The 21,202-nt window shown below is 63.1% G+C and carries 15 protein-coding genes, 1 tRNA gene and 1 pseudogene; 10 read left to right on the forward strand and 7 right to left on the reverse strand.

Annotation, left to right across the window (positions count from 1 at the left end):
* The first annotated feature begins 175 nt into the window (after positions 1-175).
* Complete coding sequence (gene rpsA / locus AC6IY7_RS08155; protein ID WP_497782555.1) at positions 176-1,903, forward strand: 30S ribosomal protein S1; 1,728 nt, start codon at positions 176-178, stop codon at positions 1,901-1,903.
* A 318-nt stretch (positions 1,904-2,221) separates the two neighbouring features.
* Here the strand turns inward: rpsA and AC6IY7_RS08160 are convergent, their stop codons facing one another.
* Both AC6IY7_RS08160 and AC6IY7_RS08165 read right to left on the reverse strand, forming a co-directional pair.
* Entirely contained in the window at positions 2,222-3,940 is a 1,719-nt protein-coding gene (locus AC6IY7_RS08160; protein ID WP_497782556.1) for an AAA family ATPase, read from the reverse strand.
* Positions 3,937-5,547, reverse strand: a complete 1,611-nt coding sequence (locus tag AC6IY7_RS08165) for a SagB/ThcOx family dehydrogenase (protein WP_497782557.1) — start codon at positions 5,545-5,547, stop codon at positions 3,937-3,939. Before AC6IY7_RS08165 ends, AC6IY7_RS08160 begins: the two co-directional genes overlap by 4 nt.
* A gap of 226 nt (positions 5,548-5,773) precedes the next feature.
* Here AC6IY7_RS08165 and AC6IY7_RS08170 point away from each other — a divergent pair, with 226 nt between their 5' ends.
* The 4 genes from AC6IY7_RS08170 (at position 5,774) to AC6IY7_RS08185 (ending at position 12,139) form a co-directional block, all read left to right on the forward strand.
* A complete protein-coding gene (locus AC6IY7_RS08170; protein WP_497782558.1) occupies positions 5,774-6,091 on the forward strand; it encodes a hypothetical protein in 318 nt (105 codons plus the stop codon).
* Positions 6,092-6,395: 304 nt separating this feature from the next.
* On the forward strand, positions 6,396-7,964 hold the full coding sequence (locus tag AC6IY7_RS08175; protein ID WP_497782559.1) for a 2-isopropylmalate synthase: 1,569 nt from the start codon (positions 6,396-6,398) through the stop codon (positions 7,962-7,964).
* A gap of 234 nt (positions 7,965-8,198) precedes the next feature.
* Positions 8,199-10,928, forward strand: a complete 2,730-nt coding sequence (gene acnA / locus AC6IY7_RS08180) for an aconitate hydratase AcnA (RefSeq protein WP_497782560.1) — start codon at positions 8,199-8,201, stop codon at positions 10,926-10,928.
* A gap of 296 nt (positions 10,929-11,224) precedes the next feature.
* On the forward strand, positions 11,225-12,139 hold the full coding sequence (locus AC6IY7_RS08185; protein WP_497782561.1) for a LysR substrate-binding domain-containing protein: 915 nt from the start codon (positions 11,225-11,227) through the stop codon (positions 12,137-12,139).
* A 61-nt stretch (positions 12,140-12,200) separates the two neighbouring features.
* On the opposite strand, the gene AC6IY7_RS08190 is transcribed toward AC6IY7_RS08185, so the two are convergent.
* Positions 12,201-12,782, reverse strand: coding sequence for a L,D-transpeptidase (locus AC6IY7_RS08190; RefSeq protein WP_497782562.1), 582 nt, complete (start codon positions 12,780-12,782; stop codon positions 12,201-12,203).
* A gap of 239 nt (positions 12,783-13,021) precedes the next feature.
* On the opposite strand from AC6IY7_RS08190, the gene mepA reads away from it, so the two are divergent.
* Positions 13,022-13,936, forward strand: a complete 915-nt coding sequence (mepA, locus tag AC6IY7_RS08195; RefSeq protein WP_497782563.1) for a penicillin-insensitive murein endopeptidase — start codon at positions 13,022-13,024, stop codon at positions 13,934-13,936.
* An 11-nt stretch (positions 13,937-13,947) separates the two neighbouring features.
* Here mepA and msrA read toward each other — a convergent pair whose 3' ends face one another.
* The gene (gene msrA / locus AC6IY7_RS08200) at positions 13,948-14,541 is read right to left on the reverse strand and encodes a peptide-methionine (S)-S-oxide reductase MsrA (protein WP_497782564.1); all 594 of its coding nucleotides are present in this window, start codon (positions 14,539-14,541) and stop codon (positions 13,948-13,950) included.
* 200 nt (positions 14,542-14,741) lie between these two features.
* A complete protein-coding gene (locus AC6IY7_RS08205) occupies positions 14,742-15,059 on the reverse strand; it encodes a hypothetical protein (protein ID WP_497782565.1) in 318 nt (105 codons plus the stop codon).
* Positions 15,060-15,247: 188 nt separating this feature from the next.
* Between AC6IY7_RS08205 and AC6IY7_RS08210 the strand changes: the two genes are divergently transcribed.
* Positions 15,248-15,337 (forward strand) — tRNA-Ser (locus AC6IY7_RS08210).
* A gap of 70 nt (positions 15,338-15,407) precedes the next feature.
* Positions 15,408-17,120, forward strand: a complete 1,713-nt coding sequence (locus AC6IY7_RS08215) for a site-specific integrase (RefSeq protein ID WP_497782566.1) — start codon at positions 15,408-15,410, stop codon at positions 17,118-17,120.
* A gap of 888 nt (positions 17,121-18,008) precedes the next feature.
* On the opposite strand, the gene AC6IY7_RS08220 is transcribed toward AC6IY7_RS08215, so the two are convergent.
* Positions 18,009-18,269, reverse strand: a complete 261-nt coding sequence (locus AC6IY7_RS08220; protein WP_497782567.1) for a helix-turn-helix domain-containing protein — start codon at positions 18,267-18,269, stop codon at positions 18,009-18,011.
* 41 nt (positions 18,270-18,310) lie between these two features.
* On the opposite strand from AC6IY7_RS08220, the gene AC6IY7_RS08225 reads away from it, so the two are divergent.
* Both AC6IY7_RS08225 and AC6IY7_RS08230 read left to right on the forward strand, forming a co-directional pair.
* On the forward strand, positions 18,311-19,372 hold the full coding sequence (locus AC6IY7_RS08225; protein WP_497782568.1) for a DUF4357 domain-containing protein: 1,062 nt from the start codon (positions 18,311-18,313) through the stop codon (positions 19,370-19,372).
* A gap of 324 nt (positions 19,373-19,696) precedes the next feature.
* On the forward strand, positions 19,697-20,617 hold the full coding sequence (locus AC6IY7_RS08230; protein ID WP_497782569.1) for a plasmid recombination protein: 921 nt from the start codon (positions 19,697-19,699) through the stop codon (positions 20,615-20,617).
* Between the two features lie 279 nt (positions 20,618-20,896).
* Here the strand turns inward: AC6IY7_RS08230 and AC6IY7_RS08235 are convergent.
* Positions 20,897-21,184 (reverse strand): annotated as a pseudogene (locus AC6IY7_RS08235) (ATP-binding protein); the annotation flags it as partial.
* Positions 21,185-21,202 lie beyond the last annotated feature (18 nt).

Raw genomic sequence — 21,202 nt, forward strand, 5'->3', positions numbered from 1 at the left:
TTGAAAACCCGGGCATTTTCGATCGGGCCGCGCCGGCCAGTTCTCTCGACAGAACGCTCGTTTCCTCCATAGCCACGCTCGCGCGGCGGGAGGAGACCTCCGATCGAAGACGCCCGATCCGTAACGCAAACCTCAAGCCGGCGCCACGCCCGAAGAGGGCATTCCAGGAGAACTCATGTCAGCTGCTACTGAGCGCACCCCGTCGCGCGAGGATTTTGCCGCCCTGCTCGAAGAAAGCTACGGAGAGAACGAAGCTTTCGAGGGTTCCGTCATCAAGGGCCGCGTGGTCGCCATCGAGAAGGACGTCGCCGTCATCGATGTGGGCCTCAAGACCGAAGGGCGCGTCGCCCTCAAGGAATTCACCGGCTTCGGCCGCGACCCGGCCCCGAAAGTGGGCGAAGAGGTCGAGGTCTATCTCGAGCGCATCGAGAATGCGCTCGGCGAAGCCGTCATCTCGCGCGACAAGGCGCGCCGCGAGGAGAGCTGGGTCAAGCTCGAGAAGGCCTTCGAGAACAATGAGAAGGTCGAAGGCGTCATCTTCAATCAGGTCAAGGGCGGCTTCACCGTCGATCTCGACGGCGCCGTGGCCTTCCTGCCGCGTTCGCAGGTGGACATTCGTCCGATCCGCGACGTCGGCCCGCTGCTCAATGTTCCGCAGCCGTTCCATATTCTGAAGATGGATCGCCGCCGCGGCAATATCGTCGTGTCGCGCCGCACCGTGCTCGAGGAGAGCCGCGCCGAGCAGCGTCACGAGATCGTGGCCAACCTCGAAGAGGGTCAGGTCATCGAGGGCGTCGTCAAGAACATCACCGATTACGGCGCCTTCGTCGATCTCGGCGGCATAGACGGGCTGCTGCATGTCACCGATGTGGCCTGGCGCCGCGTCAATCATCCGAGCGAGGTTCTGTCCATCGGCCAGACCGTGCGCGTGAAGATCATCAAGATCAATCACGAGACGCATCGCATCTCGCTGGGCATGAAGCAGCTGCTCGAGGATCCGTGGCAGGGCATCGAAGCCAAATATCCGATCGGCGCGAAGTTCCATGGCCGCGTGACCAACATCACCGACTACGGCGCCTTCGTGGAGCTGGAGCCCGGGATCGAGGGCCTCGTCCACGTCTCGGAAATGTCCTGGACGAAGAAGAACGTGCATCCCGGCAAGATCGTCTCGACGAGCCAGGAAGTCGACGTTCAGGTGCTCGAGGTCGATCCGGTCAAGCGCCGCATCTCGCTCGGCCTCAAGCAGACGCTGCAGAATCCGTGGGAGGCCTTCGCCGAGAAGCATCCGCAGGGCTCGACCGTCAGCGGCGAGGTCAAGAACAAGACCGAGTTCGGCTTGTTCATCGGTCTCGACGGCGATGTGGACGGCATGGTCCATCTCTCCGATCTCGACTGGAACCGCCCCGGCGAGCAGGTCATCGAAGAGTATAAGAAGGGCGACGTCATCACCGCTCAGGTGCTCGACGTCGACATAGAGAAGGAGCGCATCTCGCTTGGGGTGAAGCAGCTCGCCAATGATCCTTTCGCCTCGGTCGCCGAAGAAGGCGCGGGGGGCGAGGTGAAGAAGGGCGCTGTCGTGACGACCGAGGTGCTCGAGGTGAAGGAAGCCGGCCTCGAGGTGAAGATCCTGGGGACCGACCTCACCACCTTCATCAAGCGCAACGAGCTGGCGCGCGATCGCGCCGACCAGCGTCCGGAGCGTTTCGCCGTCGGCGAGAAGGTGGACGTTCGCATCACCCTCTTCGACCGCAAGGCGCGCAAGGTCGCCGTTTCGATCAAGGCGCTGGAAATGGCCGAGGAGAAGGAGGCGATCGCCCAATACGGCTCCGCCGATTCGGGCGCCTCGCTCGGCGACATTCTCGGCGCGGCCCTCAAGGCCCGCGAGGAAGCGCCGAAGAAGTAAGACGACGAGGGACGCTGTTCCCCCTCGTTCGAAATTCAGCGCCCGCTCTCTTCATCGAGAGCGGGCGTTTTCTTTTTTGAAGCGTAAGGGGCCATCATGCGCCGCGTTCTGGAGCCCTCGTGCTTCGAGACGGTCGCTTCGCGACCTCCTCAGCATGAGGGGGATTTGTGCTGTTCGATTGGCGTGCGCCCGGAGAGCGCTGCACGAATGCGTCGCCGCCGATAAAAACGGCTGAAGCCTCCCTCATGCTGAGGAGCCCCGCAGAGCGGGGCGTCTCGAAGCACGAGGGAGGCTTCACGCGCCGCCGATCGGAGCGCTTCACTCCGCCGCGGTCTTCAACTCCTCCACGCGCACGACATCCAGCCCGCGGAAGATCGCGCAGCGCTGGAACACGCCGAGATCGGGCGGCACCTTCTTCTGATGGCAGAATTTCGCCGTCAGCTTGGCGAGGCCCTTGATGTCGCGGCCGGTGGCGCGAGGGAATACGGAGACGAGATCGTCGATCAGCGCGTCGGCGAGCTTCAGCTCGAACTGATCCGCCATCACCCGCCAGATGCGCCGCTTCGCGTCATCGTCCGGCGGATTATATTTGATGAGCGCGATGCAGCGCGACACGATCGCCTCGTCTATGTCGTCGACGCGATTGGTCGTCAGGAACAGCAGGCCGTTGAAATATTCGAGCACGCGCAGGAACACGCCGACGACGGCGTTCATGGCGATATTGTCGTCGCGCCGCTTGATATAGACGTCGGCCTCGTCGATCAGCATCACCGCGCCCCAGCGTTGCGCGCGGGTGAGGATTTCCTTCAGCGCCGTCTCCATCGTCGCGACATTGAGGCCGAGCTGGCCGGAATGCACGCGATAGAGCGGGCGCTGGATGATCTCCGAATAGACCTCGGCCGTCAGCGTCTTGCCGACGCCGGGCGGGCCGGCGCAGAGCACTGTGGTGCCGCCCGACTTGCCGGCGACGATATCGTCCATCAGCATGTCCATCTCGGCGGTCAGAATGTCGATGAGGTCGGTCTGCTCGGGCGGCAGCACGAGCTTCTGCTTCAGCGCCGGCTTGTATTGATAGAGCGCCATCTCGTCGACATGCACCCACACATGGTGATGCAGATCGAGATGGAACATCAGAATGTAAGGATGCACGGGAACGCGCTTGAACAGCCCCTCGGGGATGTGCTGCTGCAATTCCGCGAGCTCGTCCTCGACATTGAAGCGATTGCTCTTGGACGCTTTGCGGATGAAATGGCCGAGCACGTCGCCGGGTGATTCCAGCGTCAGGCTGCGGGCCGCCAATATGGCTTCGTCATTGACGAGGCGGGCGTCGCCGCCGCTCGTCGACAGCACGACGACATCCTTGCGCGACCAGTCCATGTCGCGATGCGAGGCGTTGGGGTCCTCCGCGTGAAAGCCCGTGCCGCGGCCCGTGAACTGCTGACCATAGCGGCCGCGCCAGTCGAAATAGGTATCGGTCGCCGCGTCGAAAGCCTCGATCAGCTCCGGCGTCTCGCGCAAAAAGCCTTTGGCGGCGAGGATCTCGTTGATGGTGCGCCCGGCGACCTCCGCCGCCATGATGCGAATGGCGGTGGTGGTCAGCACGCCCTTGGCGTTGGATTTCAATTCGATCATCACCTTGCCGGCTTCGTCGTTCGACGCCGGCACATAGTCGAAGCGCGTGATGACATAGGGCAGCGGCTTGGAGGCGACGCTCGCCGTGAACAGCCAGCCGCGAATGGCGTTGGCGGTCAAATAGCGCACCATCGCCGGGAGCACTTGCTCGAGCTCATTGGGCTCGAAGCGCTTGCCGCCCGCCTTCAGCGCGTCGCGCAGCGTCGCGAGCTGCGCGGCCCGCGCCCGCATGTCCGGACCCGCCGCGCGATAGGCGTCCTCGAGGAAGGTCAATTCGTCGTCGGAGAGATGGACGAAGTCGATTTCGACCCTGTCGCCGAAGCGCAATTGCTCGGCGAGTCCGGCGCGGGCCGGAAAACGCTCCATCAGCGCTTCGACATATTGGCGTTCGATTTGAATATTCATCGCCGCTCTCGCCTGTCATCGGGATAGGGGGGAAGCGTCAGAATGCGCGTGTCCTCGACAGGCGCACCGACGGTGAAGTGGTAGACGTCCTGGAATTGCGTGTCGCCCAGCGGCAGGCCCAGGAGCTCATGGACCGTGTCGTCGAAGAAGCAGCCTATGCCGGTCCCGGCGACGCCGACCGCGGTCGCCCAGAGATAGAGCGCCTGGCCGATGAGCCCGGCCTCGAAATGCAGGCGGCGATAGGCGAAGGCGCCGTCCACCACGAGCCCGCGATCGAAATCGGCGATCATCGCGACGCTGAAGCAGCCCTTGCCGGAAATGGGCTGCAGACAGGCGAGCTTCGTCGCCTCTTTTTCGACGGAGCCCGCATAGAGCCGATAGAGCGGCAGCCCATCGAGATCGACGAGCGCCCATTCGAAATCCTTGCGCGCGGCTTCGCGCAGCCGCGCGGCGACATCGCTGTCGCGTTGCAGCGCATAGAGGCCGGGCTCCAGGCCATCGACGCGATGCACGAAGAGAATGAGCGTGATCGCCGCGCCCCAGGGGAAGGCGGAGAGCAGCGTGGATTCGCTCGGCAGAGTCGAGGCGATGAGCGCGGCGAAGGCCTGGCGCGAGATGGAGGTGGTTCCGTCCATCTTCTGCGCGCTGCGGCGCTTGCGCACGGCGGCGCCGATCGAGACGCCGTCTATCGCCGGCGCCGGCCATTGCGCGCGCGTCGGCGCCTGGGGCCTCGGCTGGCGCGGCTTGCGGCAGAATTGCCCGGCGAGATCGATGATCGGCCAGCCGTCGTGATCCTCGCTCAGCCGATTGGCTTGCCCGTGGAACTCCCGCGGCGCGTCGATCAGCGCGAAAAGGTCGAGCGGCGTCGCCGGCCCCGGCTCGGTCGCGATCCACATTAGCAGATCGGGGTGCTCGGGCTCGCGCCTGTGCCAGGCGTCCTCGCGATCGAGGCCGACGAGCGCGGCGATCTCGCCGTCGGAGGGCTCGGCCAGCGCCTGCGCGCGCCAGCCGAGCGCGGCCGCAGCCTGGGCGACGGCGCCGATTGCATGGCCGGCGTCGAGCTGGCAATAGCGATAGGCGCGCTCGCCATATTTCCAGGCCTCGCGCCAGGGAACCGAGGAAAGCGCCAGCAGAAAGCCGCCCTTGGGCAGCACGCGCTCGGCCGTATAGACCGCCCGCTCCTCGAGCGCATGCAGCAGCGGCGCATAATGATAGAGAGCGGCGGCGCCCGCGAGGCCCGCGACCGCGTCGAGCAGCACATAGGATTCGGTCGGATGCAGATTGCCGGAGGAGGGATTGTTGCGCAGCGCCCAGGTCGAGCCCTCATAGCTCTTCCAGGCGCTGATGCCGAAGGCGAGCTCCAGGAACAGCCCCAGCGCCCGAAGATCGAGCGCGGCCGGCTGCGCCGCCGGCCCGGGGAAGGCCGGGGTTTCGTCGATGAGCGGCAACGGCGTCTGCGTCACGCCCTCGAACAGGCGAAAGGGCGCGGGCTGCGACGTCCAATCGAGAAAGCCCGGACCCATCGCATAGCGGTTCGGCGCATGTTTAGTGCGCCGATGATAGCCGCGAATATCCGTCGGCATCGTGTCGCGGTCGTCGGAACTCATCTCGTCTCCCGCTCCGCCGCTCTTCAAACAGCGGGGAAGGTATGGATTTTGATTGTCGGTCCCCTCACGAGACCAACTCGGCGGAGCTCGCCCCGCGGCCTATAGGATTCAAGGATCGTGCCTTGTTCGCTGCGCCGCAAAAAAATGATCGACTCTAGCAAAATCAACACGTTGAAAAAATATAGCCGTATCGGACAGGGAACGGCTCGGGCAAAGGAGCCTCGCAATGTCGCAAATCGTCGAAGTCGCCGCCGTCGAGCATAGGCATTTTGGCGCATTGGTGACGATTCGGGTGGGCGAGCAGCCGGCGCGCCGGCTGACCCCGAACGAGGCCGGCATTCTCTCCCGCGCGCTGGCGGCCGTCGCCAATGGCGCGAGCGCCGAAAAGCAGATTTTCATGAGCCCGATCGCCAGCGATCACGAGTTCGAGGCCTTCGCCCAGGACGATGGCGTCGCCGTGAAGGCTCCCGGCTGCCCGGATATATTTCTGGATTGGACGCAGACTCGCGCTCTCGCCGAGGCGCTGGCGCGGCTGGCGGGCTGACGGTCCGACGGGCCTTCATGCGTCCTCATGCTTGCAACCAGAGGCGAAGGCGCGTATTTTCGCGGGCGGATCGGCAAAGCGCCGATGAGACCGAGGATGTTGGATTTGGCGGCAAGGGCCTCCATCACGAATGACGCGGCGCGCTCCTCGGCGCATGAGGCCGCGCGTCTGCTTTCGAGCCTGCTGCTTCTTAGTCGCCCCTGAACGCCCCCAGGGCCATCCGGCCCAGGCATTCAGGGGACTGCGACGAGAGACGAAACGAGAGCGCCCGCGCGACGGGCCCAGCAGTTCAGGACGAAACATCATGACCGACAAGACCTCTGACGCATCCAACGCCGATCGCGTCGTCATTTTCGACACCACTCTGCGCGACGGCGAACAATCGCCCGGCGCCTCCATGAACTTCGAGGAGAAGCTCGAGGTCGCCGACATATTGGACGAACTGGGCGTCGACATTATCGAGGCCGGCTTTCCCGTCGCCAGCCAGGGCGATTTCGACTCGGTGCTGGAGATCGCCAAGCGCGTGAAGAACGCGACCATCGCCGGCCTCGCCCGCGCCGCCGCCAAGGATATCGACCGCTGCGCCGAGGCGCTGCGCCACGCCCGCAATCCGCGCATCCATACCTTCATCTCGACCTCTCCGGTCCATATGAGATACAAGCTCCAGATGGAGCCGGAAAAAGTATTGGAGATGATCGCCTCCTCCGTGTCTCGCGCGCGAAATCATGTCGCGGACGTCGAATGGTCGGCCGAGGACGGCACGCGCACCGAGCATGATTTCCTGTGCCGCTGCGTGGAGACGGCGATCGACGCCGGCGCGACGACGATCAACATCCCCGATACGGTCGGCTATTCCACGCCGCAGGAATATGAGGCGCTGTTCCGCATGGTGCGCGAGCGCGTGCCGAACGCCGACAAGGCGATCTTCTCGGTCCATTGCCATGACGATCTCGGCCTCGCCGTCGCCAATTCGCTGGCCGGCGTGCGCGGCGGCGCGCGGCAGATCGAATGCACCATCAACGGCATAGGCGAGCGCGCCGGCAACGCCGCGCTGGAAGAGGTAGTGATGGCGATGCGCACGCGTCCCGACGCGCTGCCCTATCACACCAATATAGACGCCAAGCTGCTGACGCGCGCGTCGAAGCTCGTGTCCGCCGTGACCTCCTTCCCGGTGCAATATAATAAGGCCATCGTCGGCCGGAACGCCTTCGCGCATGAGAGCGGCATCCATCAGGACGGCATGCTCAAGAACGCGCATACGTACGAAATCATGACGCCGGAGAGCGTCGGCGTGTCCAAGACCTCGCTGGTCATGGGCAAGCATTCCGGCCGCCACGCTTTCAAGGAGAAGCTCAAAGAGCTGGGCTATGAGCTGGGCGAGAATGCGCTGGAGGACGCCTTCAAGCGCTTCAAGGATTTGGCCGATCGCAAGAAGCTCGTCTATGACGAGGACATCGTCGCTCTGGTCGACGACGAGATCGTGACCGCCAACGACCATATAAAGGTCGCGGCGCTCACCGTCATCGCCGGCACGGGCGGACCGCAGACGGCGGCGCTGACGCTGGACATAGATGGCGAGAAGAAGACGCATCAGGCGACCGGCAATGGTCCCGTCGACGCGATCTTCAACGCCATAAAGGCGCTCGCCCCGCATGAGGCGGCGCTCGAATTGTTCCAGGTCCATGCCGTAACGGAAGGCACGGATGCTCAAGCGGAAGTCTCCGTGCGCCTCTCGGAGAATGGCAAATCCGTTACGGGCCGCGGCGCCGATCCGGACACGCTGGTCGCTTCGGCGCGCGCCTATGTGGCGGCGCTCAACAAATTGATGGTCAAGCGCGGCAAGACCAAGCCCGAGGCGATGAAGGCGGGCTGAGCCCCGCATTTTCGGCGGGGGCGCGACGTCGCGTCCCCGCTTCGTCTTTGCTCGCCGGCCTGAAATTCTCTAGAAGGATTTGCCGCGGGCGCGACGCGGTCATTGCGAGGAGCGGAGCGACGAAGCAATCCAGAGCCTTCCCCATGGCTCTGGATTGCTTCGCCTCGTTCGCAATGATGCAACGACCGGCGTCCATATTCTTTATCTGACCCCACCAGCGAAGGAAGCGCGACAATGCCATCGCTCGACAGTTTCAAAGCCCTCGAGACGCTCGAGGTCGGAGACGATTCCTATCATTTCTTCTCGCTGAAGGCGGCGGAGGCCAATGGCCTCGAGGGCGTGTCGCGCCTGCCCTATTCCCTTCGCGTGCTGCTGGAGAATCTGCTGCGCCACGAGGACGGCCGCTCCGTCACCAAGGAGCATATCGAAGGCTTCGCCAAATGGCTGACCGAGAAGGGCAAGGCCGAGCGTGAGATCGCCTTCCGCCCCGCGCGCGTGCTGATGCAGGACTTCACCGGCGTGCCGGCCGTCGTCGATCTCGCGGCGATGCGCGACGCTTTTGTCGCGCTCGGCGGCGATCCGCAGAAGATCAATCCTCTGGTCCCCGTCGATCTCGTCATCGATCATTCCGTCATCGTCGACGAATTCGGCACGAAGAAAGCGCTCGACGCCAATGTCGAGCTCGAATATGAGCGCAATGGCGAGCGCTATCGCTTCCTGAAATGGGGTCAATCCTCCTTCGACAATTTCCGCGTCGTGCCGCCCGGCACTGGCATTTGCCATCAGGTCAATCTCGAATATCTCGCCCAGACCGTCTGGACGAAAAAGGAGAAGACCCGCAACGCCGACGGTAAGAAGGAGACGATCGAATACGCCTATCCCGACACTCTGGTCGGCACCGATTCGCATACGACCATGGTGAACGGCCTCGCCGTGCTCGGCTGGGGCGTCGGCGGTATCGAAGCGGAGGCCGCCATGCTCGGCCAGCCACTATCCATGCTCATTCCCGAGGTCGTCGGCTTCGAGCTGACGGCCGAGCCGAAAGAGGGCGTCACCGCCACCGATATCGTGCTCACCGTCACGCAAATGCTGCGCAAAAAGGGCGTCGTCGGCAAATTCGTCGAATTCTACGGCAAGGGGCTCGAGCATCTCTCGCTCGCCGATCGCGCGACCATCGCCAATATGGCGCCGGAATATGGCGCGACCTGCGGCTTCTTCCCCGTCGACGCCGAGACGCTCGACTATTTGAAAATGTCCGGCCGCTCCAATTCGCGCATCGATCTCGTCGAGGCCTACGCCAAGGCGCAGGGCCTCTTCCGCGAGGCCGACACGCCGGATCCCGAATTCACCGACACCATCTCGCTCGATCTGTCGACCGTCGTTCCGTCCCTCGCCGGACCGAAGCGCCCAGAGGGCCGCGTCGCGCTCGAGGATGTGGGAACGGCTTTCGCCGCCGCGCTCGCGAGCGAATATAAGAAGCCGGGCGATGTGACGCAGCGCTTCTCGGTGGAGGACGCGAATTACGATCTCGGCCATGGCGACGTCGTCATCGCCGCCATCACGTCATGCACCAACACCTCTAACCCCAGCGTGCTGATCGGTGCCGGCCTGCTCGCCGCCAACGCCGTCGATCGCGGCCTCAAGGTGAAGCCCTGGGTGAAGACCTCGCTCGCGCCGGGAAGCCGCGTCGTCGCCGAATATCTCGACAAGGCCGGCTTGCAGAAGGACTTGGACAAGCTCGGCTTCAATCTCGTGGGCTTCGGCTGCACGACCTGCATCGGCAATTCCGGCCCGCTGCCGCCCGCCGTCTCCAAGGCGATCAACGACCATGACATTGTCGCGGCGGCGGTGCTGTCCGGCAATCGCAATTTCGAGGGCCGCGTCAATCCCGACGTGCAGGCGAATTATCTCGCCTCGCCGCCGCTCGTCGTTGCTTTTGCCCTCGCCGGCTCGGTCGCCAAGGATCTGACCAAGGAGCCGCTCGGCCATGACAAGAAGGGCGAGCCGGTCTTCCTGCGCGACATCTGGCCGAGCAACGCCGACATTCAGAAATATATCCGCAAGAATGTCACGCGCTCGCTGTTCCGCGACACTTACGAGGATGTGTTCGAGGGCGACAAGCATTGGCGCAAGGTCGACGCCCCCTCGGGCGAGACCTACAAATGGTCGGGCGGCTCCACCTATGTGCGCAATCCGCCCTATTTCGAGGGGCTGACCAAAGAGCCCAAGCCCATTCAGGACATTGTCGACGCGCGCATTCTGGCGCTGTTCGGCGACAAGATCACCACCGACCACATCTCGCCGGCGGGCTCGATCAAAGCCGCCTCGCCCGCGGGACGCTGGCTCACCGAGCGTCAGGTCGCGCCGGCGGATTTCAACCAATATGGCACGCGCCGCGGCAATCACGAGGTGATGATGCGCGGCACATTCGCCAATATCCGCATCAAGAACCATATTCTGCGTGATGAGGCGGGCAATACGCCGGAGGGGGGCGCCACCAAGCATTTCCCCGATGGCGAGACGCTCTCCATCTATGACGCCGCCGCCAAATATGCCGAGGAGAGCGCGCCGCTGGTCGTTTTCGCCGGGGCGGAATATGGCAATGGCTCCTCGCGCGACTGGGCGGCCAAGGGCACGATGCTGCTCGGCGTGCGCGCCGTCATCGCGCAGAGCTTCGAGCGCATCCACCGCTCCAATCTCGTCGGCATGGGCATTCTGCCTTTGACCTTCGAGGCGGGGACGAGCTGGGCCTCGCTCGGCCTCACCGGAGCGGAGAAGGTGACGATTCGCGGCCTCGCCGGCGACACGCTGACGCCGCGCCAGACGCTGCACGCCGAGATCGTCTATGCGGACGGCAAGGTGACGAGCGTCCCGCTGCTGGCGCGCATCGACACGCTCGACGAGCTCGAATATTTCAAGAATGGCGGCATCTTGCCTTACGTGCTGCGCCAGCTCGCCGGCTGAAAAGGCGGCATCTCGACGTTCTCTCCTTCTCCCACTCGTGGGAGAAGGCAGCCCTCGCGTCAGCGAGGGTCGGATGAGGGCTCGAAGGACTGCTGCGCGATCCGGAATGGCGCGAAGGCTGCGACGGGCCCTCATCCGACCCGGCTGCGCCGGGCCACCTTCTCCCGCCGAGCGGGAGAAGGGAGCGCCCTTCCCGATAGATGAGCTGAATTCATTCATCATCTTACGGCAAAGCTTTTGACATACCGCCCGATCGGCTCCATGAGATGAATAATTCTCATCCATAGGAGGCGGCGATGCGGGCTCTGCCCTCGCTTGTGTCCTTGCGCGCGTTCGAGGCGGCCGCACGGCGGGAGAGCTTCAAGCTCGCAGCGGCCGAGCTCGGCGTGACGCCGACGGCGATCAGCCATCAGATCAAGAGCCTCGAGACGGAGGTCGGCATGCGGCTGTTCACGCGCAAGGCGCGTGAGATCGCGCTGACGCCGGACGGGCTGGCGCTCTATCTCGATCTGCGCGTCGCATTCGATTCCATGGCGGAGTCCATCGCTCGCCTGCGCCGGACGCCAAATCGCAAGCAGGCTGCGACGCTCTCCGCCACGGTCGCCTTCACCTCACGCGCGCTGGCCCCGCGCGCCGAATCCTTCCGGGGCCGCAATCCCGGCTGGGACTTGCGGCTGCACGCCTCCGACCGCCCCGCCGATCTGCGCGCCGGCGAGGCGGACGCCGCGATCCGTTGCGGCGCCGGCCATTATTCCGGCCAGGTGGCGACGCCGCTCTTCACCGATCGTTACGCGCCGGTCTGCAGCCCGCGCCTCGACATACGCCGTCCCAAGCATCTCGCCGGAACGGTGCTCATCCATCGCGAATGGGGCCCGCACGCCAATGGGCCGCGCCTGCCGAGCTGGCGCCGCTGGGCGGATGAGCGCGGCGCCAAGAGCTTCGACCCGGAGGCCGGCGTCATCGCCGCGGATGAGGAGAGCGCCATCCGCGCCGCCATCGCCGGACAGGGCGTGGCGCTGGCGAGCCTGACGCTCGTCGCCGCGGAGCTCGACGCCGGGGCGCTGGTGCAGCCCTTCGGCCCCGTGCTCGACGGGTTGCAATATGACTTCGTCCATCCGCTCGGCGCGGACGACCGACCGGCGGTCGCCGCGCTGAAGGACTGGGTCATCGCCGAATTCGCGACCCAGCCGTCCAGCGTCTCCGCCGGCTGAAGCGAGCGCGGGACGCCTTGACATTGACTCTCCGGAGACGCGCCGTGCGTTCCGGCTTCGGTCAATTGCCGAAGGGGCTCGTCATCGGCGCCGATTGCCAGCTCTTCACGCTGGTGACGGAGCGATAGCGGTGGCCCGGCGCATAGGCGAGCGCATGGGCGCGATGCGACCCATGCAGGCTGGCGACATTGGGCCGATGCGACTTATGCGCCGCATAGCGCGTGGGCGACGAGCCGGTGATCGAGATATGCGCGCCCTCTTCCTGCACCAGCTTGTAGAGCGTCGCCGCATTGGCCGGCGAGATGCGCACGCAGCCATGCGAGGCCGGACGGCCCAGCGCGCCAGTCGCATAAGTGCCATGGATCGCATAGCCGCCGTTGAAGAAGATCGAATGCGGCATGGGCGACATGTGATATTTGCGCGAATAGTGCATTTTCTGCAGGCCGGTGGGCGAATATGTGCCGCGCGGCGTCACATAGCCCGCGCGGGCCGTCGAGACCGGCCAGCTATAGGAGCCCTTGGAGGACTCGACCTGCATTCTCTGGGTCGAGAGATCGATATGGATTTGCACGGTCGCCTGCGCCGCTCCGATCGATGCGATCATCGCAGCGAGAACGAGCACGAGGGCTTTGAAACAACGCATCACAAACACTCCCCGCGAACACGAGACACACGCCGCACAGTTAGAGCGACATAAATCCTGTCTCCTACGTAGGGGCAATCTATATCCGACGGTAAGGTTGACATGAAAGCGGAAAAACGAGGCGAATCGAATCACCTCTTCTTCTCCTTGCCGCGCGGACTGGCGAAAAGACCGAAAAGCGACCAGAATCTGTCCGATTCTCGCTCGCCGTCACTCGCAACGCCACGAAGGCCGCAGACATGATCCCTTTGAGATCGGCCGCATTCGCGCTCTGGCTCGCCGCGATCGCCCCGGCTTTCGCGCAGGACAAGGGGACGCTGGACCCCAGGCCCTTGCCGCCGCTCACCCATCCCGATGATCCGTCGACGCCGGCCAAGGAGCTTTTCGGCCGCGCGACCAGCCCCGCCCCGCTCGATCCCGATCCGATCGGCTTCTACTCGCACGGCTGTCTCGCTGGCGCCGAGCCGCTGCCGGTCGACGGGCCGAATTGGCAGATCATGCGGTTGTCGCGCAATCGCTTCTGGGGCTATCCGTCGCTCATCGCCTTTTTAAAGCGCCTCGCGCCTGCGGCGTCGCAGGCCTCCGGCTGGCCGGGCCTGCTCATCGGCGATATTTCACAGCCGCGCGGCGGCCCCATGCTCACCGGCCACGCCTCGCATCAGATCGGCCTGGACGCCGACATATGGCTCACGCCGATGCCGCAGCGGGAATTGTCCCGCGCCGAGCGGGAGGAGATGTCGGCCACCGATATGGTGCGCGAGGATCGGCTCGATATCGATCCGAGCGTGTGGACCGAGGGCCATCTCGCGGTTCTGCGCACGGCGGCGCGGGCGCCGGAGGTGCAGCGCATCTTCGTCAACGCCGCCATCAAAAGGGCGCTGTGCCGGCAGGCGACGGGCGACCGCTCCTGGCTCGCCAAGGTGCGCCCCATGTTCGGGCACAATTATCATTTTCACATCAGGCTCTACTGCCCGCGCGGCGCGGAGGGATGCAAGGATCAGGACCCCGTGCCGCCGGGCGACGGCTGCGATTCATCCCTGGCCTGGTGGTTCACCGACGAGGCGCTGCATCCGAAGAAATCGACCAAGACCTGGCCGCCCATGACCATGTCCAAGCTCCCCGCCGAGTGCCGCGAAGTGTTGAAGGCGAAATAGATGAATTGAATTCAGCCTGGATTCGCGCCCGGATCGACGCCGAGCCCGACGGGGCAGGCGACGCCGGTGCCGCCGAGCCCGCAATAGCCGTCCGGATTCTTGGCCAGATATTGCTGGTGGTAGTCCTCGGCGTAATAGAAGTGCGGGGCCGGCGCGATCTGCGTCGTGATCGGCCCGAAGCCCCGCGCCGCGAGCGCCTCGCCATAGGCGCGCTTGGAAGCCTCGGCGAGCCGCAGCTGTTCGTCGGAATAGCAGAAGATCGCCGAGCGATATTGTGTGCCGATATCATTGCCCTGCCGGTTGCCCTGGGTCGGGTCGTGGCTCTCCCAGAAGACGCGAAGCAGCTCCTCGAAGGAGATTTTCGCCGGATCGAAGACGACGAGCACCACTTCCGCATGGAAGGTGCGGCCGGTGCAGACGTCCTTGTAAGTGGGGTTTTCCGTGGTCCCGCCGGCATAGCCGACAGCGGTCGTATAGACGCTCTCGCCGAGCTTCCAGAAGCGCCGCTCCGCGCCCCAGAAACATCCGAGCCCGAAGACGGCCTGTTCCAGCCCCGGCGGGAAGGGGCCGTGGATCGGATGGTGATTGACGAAGTGATCGCTCATATCGGTCGACCTTTCGCGAGAGTCTTTGACACGTTTCCAACGCCGAACCTGTGTCCACTTCGGCCGGAAACGCTCTGGAGCGATCCGAATTCGCTCCGAATGGAAAGCCGGACTCGCTTCGGATCTCATTGGATCGCAAACGGGTCCGAGCGCCGAGACCCCCGATATGGCCCCAGGGCGCCGGCGGCGAAAGGGGGCGGTCAGCGCAAGGGATAGTCGATCGGCCGGCGGCGCTTGCGGCTCAATGCAATGAGCAGGCCGCCGAGGCCGGTGAGCGTGAGGCTCAGCGGCGCGAGCAGCAAAGTGAAGATAACCGAGCCCCAGATTTGCGGGGCTTTCTGCTCGATGGCGATACGAAAGGCCTTCATCTGAGCCGGCAGAAGATCGGCGGCGCCCTCGCTCAGCGGCGTGACATGGAGCCCGTCGCCGGCGAGCGAGCGCGTGCCATCGACGATCAGGGCCGCGAATCCACCGGCCAGGAGGATGAGACCGAGAAAACGGATGAGCAATCTCAGCATGACGGTTTTCGAGCCCGATGCGGGGGCTCATGAATAGAATGAGCGGGGCCGTCTGTCCACGGCGGGGCGCTACGGGGCGTCGAGCGGCGCCTAGAGTGTGGACGCGTTACGGAATGATTTGCACTCTGGCGGCTTGTGAATATAGTGCGCGCCGATCCAGCGCCGAATCTGAGCCGGCCAGGGTTTGCGGAGGGGTGGCCGAGTGGTTGAAGGCGCACGCCTGGAAAGTGTGTATACGGGAAACCGTATCGCGGGTTCGAATCCCGCCCCCTCCGCCAGTTTCTGATCCCCCGGAAAAGCTGGAATCCCGCCGCGGCGCGCGACCCGATTGTAATCGGGTTTGTAATCATGCGCCAGCGCCCCATTCGCGACCGCGGTCTCACCCGGCGCGGCGAATCATTCGTCTTCCAGATCCGACTGCCCCGCGACCTCTATCCGGATTCGTCCCTTGCTCCGATTCGCGTCACACTCGGGGACGTGCCGATTCGCGAGGCGCGCCGCAGGGCGCGGCGCCTCGCCGGCGCGGCCGAGTTTCTGTTCGCCCTCTCGCGTGGCCGTAAAATGGATTTTTTCGATTCGATCGTCTCCCCCAACGGCCTCGTTCCGCGCGACATCATGGCGTCTCTGCTGCGCGGCCTGGACGCAGTCGCCTGCAACGAGACGGCCGATCTCGACGTCGCGCGGGCGATGGTCGAGGCGGGACTCGGCGGACTTCTCGCGCTCGGCGTCGACCGGGACGCCGGCAGCGCTCTGGTCGCCGCGGACGGGGACCGGCTCGAAAATTATTATCAGCGGGTCATCGCCGACGAGGCGACCGGCCGCGCCCATCTCGGGCTGCCGCCGCCGTCTTCGGACCGCACCCTGGAGGCTCAGCTCGCCGAGATGCGCGTGGAACAGCAGGCCAGCAGGTCGCTGCTCGAGAATCTCGCGAAATCCATCGCGCCGAAGGTCGGCCCTTTGTTCAGCGAAGCGTCGAAAGCCTATTGCGCTGGCATTGCCGCAGCCAAGGGCGAAGGGGATAAAGAAATTCAATACCTTCGTCACCGCACGGAGATATTCATAAGGCTTTGTGGCGATAGGCCGGTCACCGAGTACACGCAAGACGACCTTCAGTTTTTCGTGAACGAGGTCAGCAGACTGCCGCCCAATTTCTCGAAAACCGACGCTGATTACGACGTCAGCAAGGTCTTGGATTATATCGCCGCGGCCAAGGAGACCGGCGGGGTCGGCATCGCACGCAATACCCTCGTCAACAACTATCTCGGCCGGGTTAAGACGATAATTCGAGCGGGTTGCGTGAGCGTCAAAGCTCGATACGAGCTCTCGGATGCGCGCATCAAGGTCCCCAAATACGTGCCGCCCCCGAAGGTGAAGCTGCTGCCTGACGACCTCATGCTCAACCGCCTTTTCCGCGCAGGAATCGAAACGGGAAATTTTGTCGGGGCTTTCCTACCTCTGCTCGGTTATCTCACCGGGCGTCGGCTCTCCCTGCTCGCCTATCTCCGGCGTGAAGATATCTGGAAATACTATGGGGTCTGGATCGCAATTCCGCGCCCTGTCGTGTTCGAAGATGGTGAATGGAAACATGCGCCGCTGAAAACCGACGAGTCCTTGAGTTACTTTGTGCTGCATAATTTCGTGGAGGAAATCGGTCTGATCGATTTTCTCAAGCAGAAAGGTGAAGGGTATATCTTCGAGGAGCTGCACAGCGGCAGGATCAAGGACCCCGGCGACGCCGCTCAAAAGAGGACGACGGCTCTGTTCGACCGCGGCGAGATCGACAGGAAAAGAGTCAAGACATTCCATGCGTTGCGCGATCTTCGGATCGACGAGTGCCGGGACTTGCAAATCCCGGCGCGTACGATTCGCATACAAGTCGGCCACGAACTGCTCGATATCCATGACAATTACGGCTCGAAAGGACTGCGTCCTCGAGAATTGGTCACCCTCTCGTCGGCGCCCCTGTCGAAATCCATCGACTGGTCGATCTATAGAGACTTGGACTTCGAAGCCCTGTGGAAGCACCGCGTCAAACCTGGGCGACGGCCCAAGAAGCGATGATCGGTCCCGCTGTTCGACGGTGTCGTGATGTCATGACATCGCAATGCATGAAATTCGCGACTTGGCCGCATCAACGTCAGCCATGTGCGTCTCCGCGATCACAGCCTCTGTCCTCGTCTTAACTTCGTGGTTCCGGCGGCGCCGCTCACCGCCGCGACGATCTTTGTCCGACCCGAGCCGTCCAGCTTTGCCTCGGTCATAACGCCGACTTGGCTGTGAAGCTTCGTCTCACTTCCACGTTCGCGAAAAGCCGCCCTTCGCGGAACCCTCTCATTGGGTCAAAGAGCGCGAGCGAGAGACGAAATGGCACCGTGATGTCACGACGTCATTACGTACCGAAGCGAGGCGGCTCGACATTACGAGTGGCGGAAAGGCCTCGTTTGTGTACCGCCCCTGGCCACGACATCGATTCCGACAAAGCAGTCTTCGACATGCGCAACTCAAGCATTTTCGGGCGGTTGCTGCGTGCTGAGCTGCGGCTTCGGCGTCGCCGAAAAAAGCGAAGCTAGCGTTAACTTTCGTTTCGACGAATTGCTCCCCGCATCGCATATGACCCTACGCCTGCCGCGCAAGTCGATCCACATAGTTCGCATCATCCGGCGCGATTATTGTGGTTGCGAGAGAAAACTTCAATCGATGTTGACCACAGGCGGCGCGGTCGAGGTCCCGGACGGATAGCTCGCCAGATCGGTGTGTGCTTTGCGCCTTCCCCCTGCTCGAACGGTTAAGTTCCTCGGACGGCTATCATGCGTCTTATTGTTGAGACGTCGTGATGTCGTGACGTCGACGATGGCCCGACACTGGACCGGCTATCAAACGGCGAGCGCGTGTCGACAACGCGGATAGGCAAGGCAAAGCGGCACGCCGATATCGGCGCGTCACGAGTTCTCATGAGTTCTCGAGCCCACGACTGTCGACAATGCCGATCGCCCGGGAGTTTTCGAACAAAAACCTCACACCGTGCTCTTCGAGCGTTTGGCGAAGCTGGGCCAGCGTTCGATCGTGAGGCAGCCGCGCCCCACGTTCATAGTCCGCGATCGCTCGACGGCCGACGCCGGCCGATTTCGCCAAGTCGTCTTGCGAAATTTCTAGCCAGGCCCTGGCTGCACGTAGTTGTTGCGGTGAGATTTGCCGTTCGGGCACAGGCACGCTCCCTTTTATTTACCATACAATAATACAGAATGTCCCACTTGCTCGACAATCCGCAGCGTCCGCTTCAAAAGAACACCGTGCTCCACACCGCAGAATCGCACTCGATCGGCGGGTTTCTGTCTTCGACGCAGATCGTACGTCCGCTGATCTTCGTGCCAACGATCACGATCGGGGCCCCTTCACAGATCGACGCATTGCTCGTAGCCGATTTCTTGCAGCGGCCCGGCTCCTACGTGTTCTTCAATCGTCCTTCGAACTTAGGCGGGGAGCGTCCGACGGTCAGGATTGGCGAGGGTCTCAACGTCGCACGTCGCCTGGACGGAAAGCGAGAGTCCTGGCTCGACACCTACGATCTCGCAATTCTCGTCACATGCGAGCATGGACAATTCGACAAGACCTGCGCTGAGGTGCTGGAACATAGGCTCACCGCGATCATCGAGGGAAATCGATCCGCGACTGTCGATCGAGACGCCGCGCCGAAATTGCGGCGCCTCGACTCCGCGAGAGACGCGGCGATGGATTTTCTGATCGGCGTCGTTCGACAGGAGCTCGCGCAGCGTGGGATCGATTTGTTGACCAACGACGCCGAATCCGTCCGAGGCTCGTCCAAGGTGTCTCCTCTTTTTCCGGAGCAGTCGCGAAGCGACGTAGAGGCCACGCCGGACTTCGACGTGTCATCTCACAGAGAACATCATCGTCACGATGACGATCAGGACGACGCAGGGTCGCTCTGTCGTGCGGGGGAGCAATTCACTCTGCATTACGAGGGGCTTGCCGGGCGCCTGCGTCGAACGGACGACGGGTTCCTGATCGAACAGGGAACGGAGGTCTCGCCTTCCGAGGCGCCCTGCCTGGCGTTGTCGGCTCGGAAGCAGCGCGCGGAGCTGGTCCGACAGGGGGTCCTCACGACTGCCACCGATCGTCGCGATCGTTGGCGCGTCGCACGGCCGTGTGTAGCGAATTCTCTCACCGAGGCGGCGCGCATCGTCACCGGCTCCACGAAATCCGCGAGCCGGGTTTGGCGGCCGTCCGAGCCTTCCACGATCATGCGCCACATCGAGGCCAGCATCTCTGCGCGCGCAGTCGTCTCTCATCAATGAATGAAGTCGCGCTTCGTCATTTACGCGCCATGGCAGACCATCGAGCCCCAGTCCTATGCCAGTGAACGGAACACGATGTAACGGATTTGTCCTTCTCTGAAACGTTTTTGTCCGCAGACAAATCCGTTTCACAAGCGGATTTATTCGTTACATTCGCGAGGCGGCCGCCGCTAAATCCGGCGACGGCGAGACGAGGGGCAATGGACATCCTAGTCGGTCAGTAGCATATCAATGGCGCTGACCATGGCCTTAGCTGTATGGCGCTCCCGTTTGAAACTTTCTACGTTCAGCTCGATGCTCCTGTCGACACGGAGGAGCAACGCAATGGCCGGACAATTCATTCACATCGAGACCTATGGAAGATCGCCGCGGGTCGATGCGCCCAAATGGGCTACTATAAGCGGCATCCTGTCGGAGGCCGGTCGAGTGGCGGGCGCGGTGGGGCACATCGCGACGCCCGTGCCGCCGACGATTCTGTACGGCGTCGCGCCGGAATCCCTCCTTGATGAAGCCGAACGGCTCGCTCGCACAGCGGTCGACGCGAAGGGACGGAGGCTTCGATGCGACGGCGCGGTCCTTATCGCCGGCGTCGCCAGTTATCCGGCGAGCGTCGAGGAACTGCACATCGATCCTGTCGCGAAAGATGCCTATTATCTGTGGCGCTCCGAAACCATAAAGTGGCTGAAATCGACATTCGGCGTATCGTTGCGTTCCGTCGTCGAACACGAGGACGAGGCTCGGCCGCATCTCCACTTCATTATCTTGCCCTTGCTCGCTCCAAACAACACTTTGAATTGGTCTGGCGCCCATCCTGGCCTCGCCGCCAAGCGGAGCGCTGCGCAGGCGGACAAGGACAAGAAATTGCAAGAGCAAGCCTATCGCGAGGCGATGCGTCAGTTCCAGGACGCGTATTACAATGCTGTCAGTGACTTCTTCGGGCATGAGCGTTTTGGCCCCCAGCGCGCCCGTGTGTCTCGAATGGAGAGACATGCGCAGATCGAGTTGGAAGCCGAGCGCGCGCTCATGCTGCACGAAGTCCAGACCGCGGAACACGAGGCCTTGCTGAACGCCGTTTACCAGGGACGCGAAAGAGTTCGGGAGGAGATGAGGGCGATGCAGAATGCGCTTGATCAGGTGCGCCGCGACCTCGAACACGAGCGCGCGCGTGCCGAGCGAGCTGAAGACGAGAATGAGCGCCTGCGCTCGATGCTTGGGGAGATCGGAGGCTTCGATCTTTCGATGTGACGACAATAGGGAATGAACTTAGCGCAGCGCGACGCGGGCCGTGAATGCAGAGCGACAATTATGGAGACCGCTTACCGACAATTAGACTAACCATCTCTGCCCTGCGTCAAGTAGAGATCAGGATCGCTATCTGTATAGTTGTCGTTTTGCAAGAGGGTATTGTAGCGACAATTACGTTAATTGACGCTGGCTGTTTATGGCTTTGGTGAGGGTAATTGCCGTTGGCGGTTCGATGGGCGGCGATTACCGGGAGTGAGGTGATGTGTTTCTATGGCAAGCTCAGGCCGATGGCGGCGGTTCCTCGCTTTCAGCTCTGCGGGCTCGGGAGCGGCCGGCGCGGTTCTTGAAACGCCAGCTTTCGTTGCCGGTCTCGACGATGTCGCAATGGTGAGTGAGGCGATCGAGCAGAGCGCTGGTCATTTTCGCATCGCCGAACACGCTGGGCCATTCGCCAAAAGCGAGATTGGTGGTGACGATGATCGAGGTTCGTTCGTAGAGCCGGCTGATCAGATGGAAGAGCAATTGTCCGCCGGACTGCGCGAAGGGCAGGTAGCCGAGCTCATCGAGTTATGTGGTGCTAAACAT

It is taken from the genome of Methylosinus sp. is20ea (assembly GCF_059718135.1).